This window comes from Rossellomorea sp. LjRoot5, from assembly GCF_964253455.1.
Classification (GTDB): domain Bacteria; phylum Bacillota; class Bacilli; order Bacillales; family Bacillaceae_B; genus Rossellomorea.
On sequence record NZ_CAXUQN020000001.1, the window covers coordinates 3,393,272 to 3,405,690 of the forward strand.

The following is a 12,419-nucleotide window of genomic DNA, read 5'->3' on the forward strand; positions in this document are numbered from 1 at the left end:
TCTTATCCCTACTTTCTATCTGTCTCGTTAACCTACACCTATTACCTGTATTCTTTCCGCCAAGGTCTACAAGACAAGACCTAAGAAGAAAGAATACAGTCAATGGTAAAGATGTACCTGACACGATCATGGGTGCCAGGTACCTTTAGAAAGATTATTGAATTTCGCTATTCGCCTGTTCCTGTGCTTCTTTCAGAGCTTCATCCAATGGGCGGTCTCCCAGGAAGGCCGCAATGAACTGGTTGTTAAAGTTATTCATGATGATCGGCAGATTTTTTCCTTCTGCCCAAACTGTTGCATATGGTGCCCCTGCTACCAGTGCACCCCGTAATTCATCTTTGTCATATCCTAATTTTTCAGCAACTGACTTACGTGTCGGAAGGGCAAATCCTTTGGACGTCCAAGTTTCCATTCCTTCTTTACCTGTCAGATACGAAATCAGCTCCCATGAAGCTTCCTTCTTTTCAGATGCGGCATTCATCACATATCCCACCGTGTAAGCCATTGTTCCTTTTTTTCCATCAATGGTCGGTAATTCAGCCGTTCCGTATTCTACATCAGGAAATGTATCCTCTAAAAATGGAATCGTCCAGTTTCCTTCGATGACCATGGCCGCTTTTTCTTGTCCGAACATTTCTCCACCCCAGTTCGCTCCGACTTCTGAAGCCTGTGCAGAGGTTTTGTCTTTGTTATGCTGGTCTACGATCGGCTGAAGGGCATTCACCACTTTATCAGAAGCAAAGTTCGCTTTATCATCCTTCACAACTTCCCCACCTGTTGCCTGGGCAATGTGGTAAAGACGGGCGAGCTCAGGAGCCACACCAAATCCATAGACGCCATCTTTCGTGAGGGCTTTTGAAACTTCACGGAGTTCTTCCCATGTTTTCGGAACTTCGACACCCGCCTCTTCAAACATCTTCTTATTATAGAAAAGGGCTAAAGTCGAGTAATCCTTCGGAAATCCGTACGTTTTTCCATCGACTTGAAATGCTTCAAGCATCGGCTTCTCGAAATCTTTCACATCAAAGTCTTCCGTCACATAATCATCCAGTGGTTCAACGACCCCGGTATCAATCAGGGCAGGTGCTTCCAGGGCATCAAGATAGAAGACATCCGGTCCTTCCCCACCGATTAGACGTGTTTTCAAGACATCCATGTACTGCTCAGAAATGACTTCATGTTTCACATCGATATTTGGATGCTTCTCTTCAAAGTCAGCAAGTGTCTGCTTCAGGAGCTTTTGCTCTGAAGGATTCCCTCCCCAGCCAGCAAGGGTGATTTCCACTTTTTCGCCATTTCCCCCACCGTTTGAACTTGCTTTCTCATCGGAACTGCTGCAGCCCGCAAGCACTGACCCTACTAACATCGTCGTCATTCCTAAACTCGCTATCCACTTCGTTTTCACCATTTCTTCCAACCCCTTTATTGATTTATGAAAAATAGGAAGCTTATTCCAAGGTGTACCCTAAACTATTTGTTTTTCTTTTACAATGGCATAGCCAGTTGAGTTTTCCATAATGGTGGTACTTACTTTGTCCCCATTTCGCACTACGGAGAGAGAAAGCACTCCATCACCAATCGCTATATTTTGAACCGTTAAGGTATTCATCTCATTAAGTAAAATCGGATGTAAATGGATCTCTTTTTGAAGGCTATTCGGGAAAAGCCCCAATAAAGATTGAACAAACACAAGAGGTGTCCCCGCTGCCCATGCTTGCGGTGAACAAGCGACAGGATACTTTACTGCCTTTCCGATCGTTGACTCGTATCCGCAGAATAATTCGGGAAGGCGGTCGTATTCGAAATGACGGGACGCATCAATCAGCCCACTCATGACCTTCTTCGCTTCAGCCGTTAATCCCAGCTTGCTTAATCCGAGCAAAGTAATACTGTTATCATGTGGCCAGACACTACCATCATGGTAGCTCATCGGGTTATAGCCAGCTTCCCCTTTCCCCATCGTACGGATTCCGTAACCGGAAAACATGCTATCACCCGTTAATGTTTGACTGACTTTTTCAGCACGGTTTCCTGTCATCATTTCCGAATACAACACATGCCCAGGATTCGATGTAATCGTACCTACCTTTTCTTTCTTTCGATCAAGAGCGATGGCATAGAATTCAAGGTCATCCATCCAAAACTCCTGTTCAAATCGTTCTTGGAGATTTTTCGCTTCTGCATTTAATCTGGACGCTGTATCATGATCCTCAAGTGCTTCATAAATGGCAGCCAATCCCCGTTTTGCCTGGTACACATAGCCTTGGACCTCAACCAAGGCGATCGGCGTATCCGCATAGTCCCCGTTCCGGTGGACAATGGAATCCCCCGAATCCTTCCAGCCCTGATTGGCAATTCCTTTGGAAGATTCCTGATGATACTCAAGGAATAGATCTCCATCGCGGTCTCCATATTGGTCGATCCACTTCAAAGCGCTCTTTACGTTGTCTGAAAGCTTTCGGAATGTGCCGAAATCCCCTGTCCATTTCACATACTCCGTTAGAAGGACAAGGAATAACGGTGTGGCATCAATCGTCCCGTAATATGGCGTGAACGGAATCTGATTCGTATTCGCAAGCTCTCCATAGCGAATCTCATGCATGATCTTCCCTGGTTGTTCGTCTCTCCAGGGATCCACCTTCGTTCCTTGCTCGCTCGCCATCGTGAACAGGGTGCCTTTTGCAACCTGTGGCTCGAAGGCAATCATTTGTAATGCCGCAATAAGACTATCCCTGCCAAATGGAACCCCAAACCAAGGCAGACCAGCTACAGGAAACTTCCCGTATCCAGTGTCGTTCAATAACACTCTAAGATCGGACAGTCCTCTGTCCACCAGACGCTGAAGCGGTTCGTAATCGGTTTCTACCTTTGTTAACTGAGAGGACCATTCTTTATAAGAAACTCTTAATTTTTTTAAAGCCTCTTCGACAGGTAACATGTCATCTCTCGCTTCTACATTTTCCAGGGGCACGATCATAAATGTAATGGATCGTTTTTCCTCATGCTGAAGCTCCACCTGGAACGTGACCTCTCCAGTTTCATTCACATTTTTCGCTTTGGCATCCCAGTGAATGTTGGTCGCGCGATCGATTCCGTCTGCTCCTTCGTATTGGAAAATGAGGGTTTGATCCTCTACTTTCTGTCCCGTTCTCTTCCCTACCTTTCCTGTTTGGAAGCCGCGTATGATAAACATATCGTTAAAGTCCACATCGACTTCTATATTCAACTCAAACGAAACCGGCTTTGGGTAATAGTTTTTTGTTGTTATCGTTTCATATAACACATCATCATAAATAAAGCGCTTACGTTCGATCTCAACGGATTCTCGCCATAGAATAAGATGGCCACTCTCTTCCTGGTGGGGATTTGTCGATAGAATCGTAGACATATAGTTTTCAGATCCATCCGAATGCAATAGAATCGGTTTTTGATTATTTATTTTTACATTCAACTTGCTTAAGTACCTCGTGTCATTTTTGTATAAACCAAGGCCGTAGCTATGATCTGAAGTGATATCTCCCTGTTCGTCTGTAAGAAGAAATAAGTTATTTTCTTTAATCACCCGGTAATTCATATGGGTTCCTCCTCCTTTTACAAATTGTTTTCACCCTTTCCGAAACGTTTTGGTAAAAGAGTAAAAAAATATTCACTTCATCCAAAACGTTTCGGATTTTCTAATGAATAATGGCTGGTCCGTGAAATCACTCACCAACTCTTATTCGAATTTGCGGTTCGTACTTTCCCTCTCGATCAACTTCGTTTCCAATACCATCCGATGGGTTTCAGACTGATTTGTTAACAAATCCAACAATAATTTCGCAGCTTCATAACCCAATTGAAATTTATTTTGTTGGATAGTTGTAAGCTTCGGACTCACATACGAAGCAAGCAGGATATCATCATATCCAACAATCGAAAGATCTTCCGGGATTTTAATACCCAATTCTTTCGAAGCACTCATTGCCCCAACGGCCATTAAATCACTGGAGCAAAAGATGGCTGTGATTTCTGGATTTGATGAAAGCAATTGATGTGCTGCTGCCCTTCCGCTTTCTTCAGTAAAAGCACCGTTTACGATGTAGTCGGGTTTACTTTCTATTTGTGCTTGACGCAAGGCTGCATAATAACCTTCCAGTCGCTGCTGACTGACAAACGCAAACTCGTGCCCATTGATCATCCCGATATTCCTGTGGCCCCGGTCGATTAAATGCCGGACCGCTTTTTCAGCCCCTAACACATTATCTGTTGTCACATGACTTACATTCGTAGACTCAAGGGGAATATCGATTAATACACAGGGAATATCACTTTCCACCACTTCATGTAAATAAGGATCATCGGTTCTGATCCCCTGGATGATCACTCCATCCACTCTTCGTTCCTTGCAAAGCTGAGTGTAGGTCTTTTCTCGCTGCTTCGATGAATTCGTATTAAATAACACCAGATCGTAATCAGAACCTGACACAAATTCATTTATGCCCGCGAGAACTTCCACGATAAAATTATCCTTCACACTTTCCTTCGTGAATCCGGAAACGAGTAAACCAATCGTTTTCGATTTCTTCATCACTAGACTCCGTGCAATGGAATTCGGGCTGTAATTCAATTCTTTTGCCACTTGAACAATCTTCTTTCTCGTATCTTCATTGACATCCGAGTATCCATTCAACGCTCTTGAAACCGTCGTAACGGACACCCCAGCTACTCTGGCAATATCTTTAATCGTAGTCACTTGCACATCTCCCAAAACGTTTCGGATTTCCTTTATCTGAATAATACAACAGTTTGAAAACGATTACAATACTATTTTTCTATAACGTTGGTTTGGGACAAGTGAAACCCCTTCTATATCTGCAGGAAGGCTTTGGAAATCCCGACCAATAAAAAAACAGCGAATCCAAATGAATTCGCTGCCTCTTCCTCACTTTTTCCTGACTGGTATCCATATTTCACTTCTAAATGCATCAGACTTAACGTCTTTATTTTCATTCCACAATATCTCCGGTCCCTTAGCTTGTTCGTAGCTTGAAGTTGGAAACCACTCAGAATAGATTCTCCCCCATACCTGCTGTAAAGTGTCCGGAAATGGGCCGACCGCTTCAAATACTGCCCAAGTTAGATTGGGGACATCAAGTTTCGATAAGTCGTGGGGACATTCCTCTGTTGTGGCTGCGCCAATATAATGATCAAGCTCCCCTTTCTCTTCCATTCTGCCCTCGGAAAAGTTGATGGATGCACTAATCAATCCTTGTGGTTCCACATTTGATAGGCTCTTTAACCTCTTGATCATTTTCTCATCCAGGCTCTGCCACATTTCTGCAATGTCAGGGTTCACACCATTAAACATGATCGGCACCCGTTTCATGATTCCTACAATGGAAAACGGTTCTTTCTCTGTGATTCGATAGTTCATTTCATTGCCTCCTTTGATGGATAACTGAAAGGTCATAGGTGGAAATGATTTGAGTGAATGGCCTTTCGCTTGTGACGGAGTAATCCCATGCATTTTTTGAAAGACTCTCGTAAAGGAATCGGGTGATGAGTAGCCATATTTTAAGGCTATATCAATAACCCTTACATCTCCGTTCTGCAGTTCAAGTGCCGCCATCGTCAAACGTCGGCGCCGGATGTATTCAGACAGTGAAATTCCTGCAAGGAACGAAAACATCCGTTTAAAGTGATATTCCGAGCAATAGGCACGCTTTGCCGCTTTTTCATAATTTATTTCTTCCGTCAGGTTTTCTTCAATATATCGTAAAGCGTCATTCATCGTCTTCAATGTATCCATTCCATGACCTCCTTCTTCATAAGAATAGCAAGAATAAAAGGAATCAACCCGACATATCGTGCCCCATGTTGCAGGATGTAAAAAAAAGACCTCCTCACTGGAGAAGGCCACTACATTTATTTCCTTGCTTCATGTACCTTAAGCATCTTCCCTTTTACCGTCGTTTTCTTCATGGCTTGCAAAACCAAGGGCCCTTTTCCATTGAGAATCTCCACATACGACAGATTTTCCTGGATTGTGATGATTCCAATGTCTTCAGCCGTCACTCCATTGATTTTCGCAATCGTTCCGACAAAATCGACTGCCCTGATTTTCTTTTTCTTCCCGCCATTGAAATAGAGCTTCATGATGTCTCTGTTCAGCTGCTGACTTTTGTCCATTTTAAAATCGGGTTCCTCATCCAGCTTCCGTTCAAAATCTTGTTTTGCCATATCCACGGCTTCCCGTGTAGGTGCCGTATACTTAGGGATCACAAATCCGATATACTCCTCAATCTCACTTAGGAATTTCTCTTCATATGGCGTGCAGAACGTAATCGCTTTACCTGTCTGACCTGCTCTCCCCGTTCTCCCGGTACGGTGTACATAACTTTCTTTCTCCATGGGAATATCATAATTAATCACGTGGGTGATGTTCTCGATATCGATCCCCCGTGCAGCCACATCCGTTGCCACAAGGTACCGGAAATCCCCCCGCTTGAAATCGTCCATCACTTCAAATCTGGCTTCCTGAATCATACCGCCATGGATCTTATCCACAGGGTAACCTGAACGGTCCAGCTCTTCACATAACGTATCCACATTTTCCTTCGTTCGGCAAAAGATGATGCAGCTATCGGGATTTTCTACGGTCGTCACGTTTTTTAGAATGGAGATCTTTTCCTCTTCTCTCACTTCAAGAAGAGAATGCTCGATTTTATCCGTCGTGATTCCCGTTGCCTTGATTTCAATATGAACAGGTTGCTTCATATATTTATGACAGAGTGATTCTACATCCTCTGGTAATGTCGCAGAGAATGTCAGCGTCACACGATGAGATGGGAGTTCCTGAATAATCGCTTCGACTTGATCGATAAAGCCCATGTTAAGCATTTCATCAGCTTCATCAATAACAAGGTACGCTAATCTATCCAGTGGAAAGGTCCCTTTTTCAATATGATCGAGGACACGGCCGGGTGTACCGACGACGATATGATTTTTCTGCTTCAACTCGAGCTTCTGGCGATGAAAAGGGGATTTCCCGTATACTGCTGCCGCTTTGATCCGCTTATATCTCCCAATATTGGTGATATCTTCTTGGACTTGAACCGCAAGCTCCCGTGTCGGGGTCAAAATCAGCGCCTGGGGTTTATTTTCTTCCCACTCCACCATCTCACATAGTGGTATCCCGAAAGAAGCCGTCTTTCCACTCCCCGTTTGGGAACGGACAACAAGATCTTTTTTCTCTAAAGCAAGTGGGAGTACCTTGGATTGTACTTCTGTGGGAGCTTCATATCCTAAACCCGACAACGCCCTTACAATCTCTCCACTGAGCTTATAATCCTTAAAATGTTTAATTGACATATCATAACCTCATTTATTTTCACTTATTTTCATAGAAAAGCACAAATTCTATTCGCAAAAGCACGCCCTAATAAATTCTTTTCAAATTTATTTAGGTAATCCCCCAATAGTGTGTTATGCTTTACCTAACCATTTTTAACTTGTAACATGTTGTCTCCGGGACCGACGAACGCTGTCGGTCCCTTTTTATATCTAAAGCGCAGGCGGCTCGTTTAGAGGCGACAAGCATAAGACGAACCGGCTGGAAAGGCGTTCTTTGCCTTTTTGGCCGGTTTGACTTATGACCTCGAGCCTCTAGCCGCCGGAGCTGGAAGATATCTAAAGCGCAGGCGGCTCGCCCAGAGGCGACAAGCATAAGATGAATAGGCTGGGAAGGCGCTCTTTGCCTTCCTGGCCTATTTAGCTTATGACCTCGAGCCTCTAGCCGCCGGAGCTAGAAGATACCCTAAAGCGCAGGCGGCTCGTTCAGCCCCGACAAAAAAAAAAATAGAGTAGGGTGACCTTTCTCAAGGCCACCCCCTCATCAAACCGTACGTGCCCTATTAAGGCATACGGCTTACCAATGTGATTCCGCTTAGTTCAAGATGATGCAAACTTATTCGCACAGTGTATTTTAGAAAGTCGTTGTGAAGAAAAGTATTCCTCTCCCTTTTCTTTTGCTCTCTCCAGACTTCTTTTGTATTTCTTCTTTTGCTTATCTTTCATGTATTGGAGGTAGTATTCAATACCATCTCCATACTGTTTTCCGTAATATATTTGAAAAGCAGATTTAAGACCTGTACACGCAAAGAATTCAATGTTCCATTTCGTACTCATCACCCATCCTTTTCGTTGTGAAGGATGTTTGTGAAGCATAGCGACTCTCAGCCTTCGGCGAGTGTAAGAATCTATTGCCAGTAGTTCATCTCTGAATATGTTGAAACAACAGTTCAGTCGATATCCCTTCTCTTTGAATTCTTCAATCGCTTTCCACAAGGTTAGATAGAAGTTTACCTTTCCTTGAATGATGGAGTTTACGCGTTGGTACCACGCTTCTCTGCTTAAGGTGAGTGTTTTCCTGGTGGCTCTCTTAATTTTCATTCGAAAGTCTTTCCAGGTCTCATCTTTTGGTTTGGCTAAATAGTAAGGTTTACCATCCTTCTTACGTTTTCTCCAGTGTTGGAACGTAAAACCAATAAAGTCGAAATCATCATGATTGAAATCGACAATTCTAGTCTTCTCGATAGAAATTTCCAGACCTAGTTCATCGAGTTTCTCTTTTGTGATTTGTTCGGCTTTCTTAATGTCCTCTTTGGATTTGGCGAAAAGGAGGAAGTCATCGGCATACCGTACAAATCGAATGCCGTGTAAATCAAGTGTCCAATCCAGTTCGTTCAGATAGATATTCGCTAAAAGTGGAGAAATCACTCCACCTTGAGGAGTACCTGAATCTGAGCGATGGTAGGTCCCTTCTTCCATGTATCCAGCTTTTAGCCATTTCCAAATCATGTCTAGGACTGTACCGTCCGCTACATATTTGTTTAGGACCTTCATCAGTTTCTTGTGCGGGATATTGTCAAAGAAGCCTTTGATATCGCAATCATAAATGTGATTGTATCCTTGTTCAATATTCCACATTATAATTTGTACAACTCGTTTGGCTCCGCGATTTTGACGATACCCACATGACCAATTATGAAAGATATGGTCATCGAATTTTGGTTCTAATACGTTTCGCAGAGATTGTTGAACAATCCGATCTTCGACCGTAGGAATACCGAGAGGTCTCTGTTTTCCATTCTTCTTGCGTATATAGGAGCGTCTGACAGGAGTAGGCTCATATTCTTTCGCTCTCAGTTTGCCGAGTAGATTATCTAGATTTTCATCCAGGTTCTCCTCATACTTTTCAAGAGTTACTTCGTCGATTCCACCTGAACCTTTGTTGGCTTTTACTTTCTCCCACGCACTTTTCAATTTACGGTCAAACAGTAGTTGTCCGTATACACTATGCCATTTAAGCTTTAATTCTTGATTCACTACGTATTCCACACCTTTCATTGTGTACATTCAGTTCGTTTATACCGAAGTATCGTGGTCTGTTGTCATTACACACCTTTACTTGTGTAGAGTCACAAGGTCGTTCCCCTTCCGTTCACCAGATGTTTTGTCATCTGGCTACTTCCGTACTATGAGAACGTCTGACTTCTCTATCCACATTATCCATTTCGGAATTCCTTATAGGACAATGCCCTGACGGTAAGATAGAGATCTCACGGGGTCATCGCACTTTCCTTCTGTACATACCCAGCACCATCACTTGATAAGTTGAGCTCATTCGGCTGATTCTTTGAATGAACACCTTTAAGACTTCCCATTATTTTCGCATGGTCGCCAACTTACCCAGCCGCCGTGCTTCACACTTTTTGCATTTGGGTCTGCACATCCGACTACGGGTCTCTCGATTATCCGCATCTCCTCCGAACACAATCTCACAATTATGCCCTAGATTAGTCTTCGTTAGTTGTATCAGCACTCTAACGGAAGGACTTTCACCTTCGAGACGATGAATCTTCCGGGATTCGGGAGCCGTTTATACTACGTATCGTACTCCAACCCTTAACAATTCATCTTGAGTGTGGAACACTCAAGGTGCGACTGCCCGTCGCACAAAAAAAGGACTCTCCTGAGAGAGTCCCTTCATCAAAAGCTATTACGCTTTGTTTACGTTAGTCGCTTGAAGTCCACGTTGACCTTGCTCAGTTTCAAATGTAACTTTTTGACCTTCGTCTAAAGATTTGAATCCTTCGCCTTGAATAGCTGAGAAATGTACGAATACGTCTTCTCCGCCTTCGATTTCGATGAAACCGAATCCTTTTTCTGCGTTAAACCATTTTACTGTACCTTCTTGCATGTGTGTATCCTCCTGTGTGGATGTTGCATCCACGATTTATTACTATAGTTGCTCAATTAGATGTTAAAGGTGAAAAGTTTATAACTTATTCTTTCCTTACATACCGAACAAAAATAATTCTTTCTTAGAATAACAGATAATCTCATAAAAAGCAAATCGATTTGAATTTTCTTTTCAAACTTTCTCTTCATAAAGGAGAATGCTGTTCCTTTGTCGAAAGTAAGAGATATAAAGGGGATGACCCAATGAATAAAAACACACTATTCAAAAACCTTAGTCAAGCAAGTCGCGGAAATTTCTTTACTATCGAACTCCCTGTCTCTTCCAAAGAAGAAGCAGCAGCTCTTGAAAAGGCAGCAACTGAATTAGAAAGGGAAGGCAAAATCAAGATCAGGGAATGTACATTGAAGGAAACTTCCTTCTACATCCAGGGAATCATGAAATACGCTTTAACGTAAAGACGTGGTGCCTAATAACAGGCACCTGTTTTTTTAAACAAAAAAAGGACCCTCAGAGAGGGTCCTTTTTTCTTAAAGCAATTAGATTTTGTTAACGTTAGTCGCTTGAAGTCCGCGTTGACCTTGCTCAGTTTCAAATGAAACTTTTTGACCTTCGTCTAAAGATTTAAATCCTTCGCCTTGGATAGCTGAGAAATGTACGAATACATCTTCTCCACCTTCGATTTCGATGAAACCGAAACCTTTTTCTGCGTTAAACCATTTTACTGTACCTTCTTGCATATGTGTATCCTCCTGTGTGGACTTAATATCCACGGTTTATTACTATTATTGCTCAATTAGATATCAAAGGCGAAAAGTTTAAATACTTTCATTCCTTACAGACCGAACAAAAATAATTCTTTCTTAGAATAACAGGAAATCGTAAAAAAAGCAAATTCTTTTTTATTTCTTTTTAAAAATAGGCTTTAAAGATCGTTGTTCTCCCCAACCAATGCATTCATGTAGGTTTCTGACATTATACAATAGAAAGAACATACCATTTCTCTTCTTTTACTCCAGCAAGATGAAAAAAAGCAGAAAAAAAGCCCACTCCCAAAAGGAAATGGACGTGTATTCTTAATCTTCCTGCTTGTTTCCGTGTTTTACACCTTTACTCGTATAAGGCTTGTTGCTCTTTTTCTTATTGGCGCCTGCCTGCCACCGGTTCCAGCCTTTCTTGCCGGTGCCCTGGCCTGTTCCGCTCTTTTTCTTAGGTTTACTCATTTTTTCACTCCGTTATGATCAGGTTCATTCTTTCAAGTTCATCTCCATATCATAACACGGATTAGTGTAGCAGGGTACTTCTTGTTTATTCCACTTCTTTTTTCTGTCCAGTATAAATGTGGATCGCATCCCTCAGGAATTCAGCCACTCCCTCTTGTTCTGCATCATAATAGGCCTTGAATCGCTCATCATCCACGTACATCTGAGAGAGTCCTGCATGAGCTTCCTTGCTGTAGTGACCCCAATAGAAGGAGATCCACTGTCTGTGAAGATCAGCCGCTTTCTGTGCCATATCACTTCCAGGATCACCCTGTTGAAATGCTGCCCCCAGCATTTTTTTGATTTCCTTCTCTAATCCCGTGACCTTTTTATACTCTTCCTGTGACATGTTCATGACTTTCGCGTTGGATTCGTCCACTCTCTTGTCTCCATATTTCTCACGCACTTCTTTCCCATACTTTTTCTCATTCTCTTCCACCATTTTTTCTTTGAATCCTTCAAATTTTTCTTTATCCGACATGGTGTTTTTCCCTTCCTTTACACGTAGAGTTTTATCGACATTCGCAATCAGTTGATCAAGCTGAGCGCGTCTGTTGAGTAACATTTCCCGGTGTTTCCGTAGTGCAAGTGTTGCGTCAAAGGCGGGATCATCCAGAATATCCTTGATATCATCCAGTCCAACACCTAATTCTTTGTAAAAGAGGATTTGCTGCAGGCGGTCGACTTCCTCCTGTCCGTAAATCCTGTATCCTGATGAATTGGTCCTGGCCGGCTTCAGAAGCTCAATTTCATCATAATATCGGATAGTCCTAGTGCTCACCCCAGCGATCTCCCCCAATTTTTTGACCGTATATTCCATGATGTCACCTCCTGACAATTCTTACTTTACAGGTTGACGCAGCGTGAATGTAAAGGGATTTTTTCCAAAAACCGCGAATGTGGATTTCCTTGAAAAT

Annotated in this window: 11 protein-coding genes; 1 reads left to right on the top strand and 10 read right to left on the bottom strand. The window is 42.7% G+C overall.

Annotation, left to right across the window (positions count from 1 at the left end):
- Nucleotides 1-154: 154 nt before the first annotated feature.
- The 7 genes from ACSQ2E_RS17315 to ACSQ2E_RS17345 form a co-directional block, all read right to left on the bottom strand.
- Nucleotides 155-1,408 carry an ABC transporter substrate-binding protein gene (locus tag ACSQ2E_RS17315; RefSeq protein ID WP_435992531.1) on the bottom strand — a complete coding sequence of 418 codons (1,254 nt, stop codon included), beginning with the start codon at nucleotides 1,406-1,408 and terminating at the stop codon, nucleotides 155-157.
- A 57-nt stretch (nucleotides 1,409-1,465) separates the two neighbouring features.
- The gene (locus ACSQ2E_RS17320; protein WP_435992533.1) at nucleotides 1,466-3,574 is read right to left on the bottom strand and encodes an amylo-alpha-1,6-glucosidase; all 2,109 of its coding nucleotides are present in this window, start codon (nucleotides 3,572-3,574) and stop codon (nucleotides 1,466-1,468) included.
- A 141-nt stretch (nucleotides 3,575-3,715) separates the two neighbouring features.
- Nucleotides 3,716-4,732, bottom strand: coding sequence for a LacI family DNA-binding transcriptional regulator (locus ACSQ2E_RS17325; protein ID WP_435992535.1), 1,017 nt, complete (start codon nucleotides 4,730-4,732; stop codon nucleotides 3,716-3,718).
- A 189-nt stretch (nucleotides 4,733-4,921) separates the two neighbouring features.
- Nucleotides 4,922-5,788 (bottom strand): AraC family transcriptional regulator, encoded by an 867-nt coding sequence (locus ACSQ2E_RS17330; RefSeq protein ID WP_435992537.1) that lies wholly within the window; start codon nucleotides 5,786-5,788, stop codon nucleotides 4,922-4,924.
- Nucleotides 5,789-5,904: 116 nt separating this feature from the next.
- Nucleotides 5,905-7,350, bottom strand: a complete 1,446-nt coding sequence (locus ACSQ2E_RS17335) for a DEAD/DEAH box helicase (protein WP_435992539.1) — start codon at nucleotides 7,348-7,350, stop codon at nucleotides 5,905-5,907.
- 579 nt (nucleotides 7,351-7,929) lie between these two features.
- On the bottom strand, nucleotides 7,930-9,366 hold the full coding sequence (ltrA, locus tag ACSQ2E_RS17340; protein ID WP_435988965.1) for a group II intron reverse transcriptase/maturase: 1,437 nt from the start codon (nucleotides 9,364-9,366) through the stop codon (nucleotides 7,930-7,932).
- A gap of 673 nt (nucleotides 9,367-10,039) precedes the next feature.
- Nucleotides 10,040-10,240: a cold-shock protein gene (locus ACSQ2E_RS17345; protein WP_435992541.1), complete on the bottom strand. Its 201-nt coding sequence runs from the start codon at nucleotides 10,238-10,240 to the stop codon at nucleotides 10,040-10,042.
- A 245-nt stretch (nucleotides 10,241-10,485) separates the two neighbouring features.
- Between ACSQ2E_RS17345 and ACSQ2E_RS17350 the strand changes: the two genes are divergently transcribed.
- On the top strand, nucleotides 10,486-10,698 hold the full coding sequence (locus ACSQ2E_RS17350; RefSeq protein ID WP_435992543.1) for a hypothetical protein: 213 nt from the start codon (nucleotides 10,486-10,488) through the stop codon (nucleotides 10,696-10,698).
- A gap of 81 nt (nucleotides 10,699-10,779) precedes the next feature.
- Here ACSQ2E_RS17350 and ACSQ2E_RS17355 read toward each other — a convergent pair whose 3' ends face one another.
- The 3 genes from ACSQ2E_RS17355 to ACSQ2E_RS17365 all read right to left on the bottom strand — a co-directional run bounded on the left by ACSQ2E_RS17355 (nucleotide 10,780) and on the right by ACSQ2E_RS17365 (nucleotide 12,322).
- Nucleotides 10,780-10,980 carry a cold-shock protein gene (locus tag ACSQ2E_RS17355; protein ID WP_034762311.1) on the bottom strand — a complete coding sequence of 67 codons (201 nt, stop codon included), beginning with the start codon at nucleotides 10,978-10,980 and terminating at the stop codon, nucleotides 10,780-10,782.
- Nucleotides 10,981-11,316: 336 nt separating this feature from the next.
- Complete coding sequence (locus ACSQ2E_RS17360; RefSeq protein ID WP_082386265.1) at nucleotides 11,317-11,463, bottom strand: DUF3934 family protein; 147 nt, start codon at nucleotides 11,461-11,463, stop codon at nucleotides 11,317-11,319.
- Nucleotides 11,464-11,548: 85 nt separating this feature from the next.
- On the bottom strand, nucleotides 11,549-12,322 hold the full coding sequence (locus tag ACSQ2E_RS17365) for a MerR family transcriptional regulator (RefSeq protein WP_435992546.1): 774 nt from the start codon (nucleotides 12,320-12,322) through the stop codon (nucleotides 11,549-11,551).
- Between the last annotated feature and the right edge of the window lie 97 nt (nucleotides 12,323-12,419).

Excerpts from the sequence above, each read along its gene's own strand:
- ACSQ2E_RS17335 (WP_435992539.1), bottom strand. The coding sequence starts at position 7,350 with ATGTCAATTAAACATTTTAAGGATTATAAGCTCAGTGGAGAGATTGTA.
- ACSQ2E_RS17315 (WP_435992531.1), bottom strand. The coding sequence starts at position 1,408 with ATGGTGAAAACGAAGTGGATAGCGAGTTTAGGAATGACGACGATGTTA.
- ACSQ2E_RS17350 (WP_435992543.1), top strand. The coding sequence starts at position 10,486 with ATGAATAAAAACACACTATTCAAAAACCTTAGTCAAGCAAGTCGCGGA.
- ACSQ2E_RS17320 (WP_435992533.1), bottom strand. The coding sequence starts at position 3,574 with ATGAATTACCGGGTGATTAAAGAAAATAACTTATTTCTTCTTACAGAC.
- ACSQ2E_RS17330 (WP_435992537.1), bottom strand. The coding sequence starts at position 5,788 with ATGGATACATTGAAGACGATGAATGACGCTTTACGATATATTGAAGAA.
- ACSQ2E_RS17355 (WP_034762311.1), bottom strand. The coding sequence starts at position 10,980 with ATGCAAGAAGGTACAGTAAAATGGTTTAACGCAGAAAAAGGTTTCGGT.
- ACSQ2E_RS17345 (WP_435992541.1), bottom strand. The coding sequence starts at position 10,240 with ATGCAAGAAGGTACAGTAAAATGGTTTAACGCAGAAAAAGGATTCGGT.
- ACSQ2E_RS17365 (WP_435992546.1), bottom strand. The coding sequence starts at position 12,322 with ATGGAATATACGGTCAAAAAATTGGGGGAGATCGCTGGGGTGAGCACT.
- ACSQ2E_RS17360 (WP_082386265.1), bottom strand. The coding sequence starts at position 11,463 with ATGAGTAAACCTAAGAAAAAGAGCGGAACAGGCCAGGGCACCGGCAAG.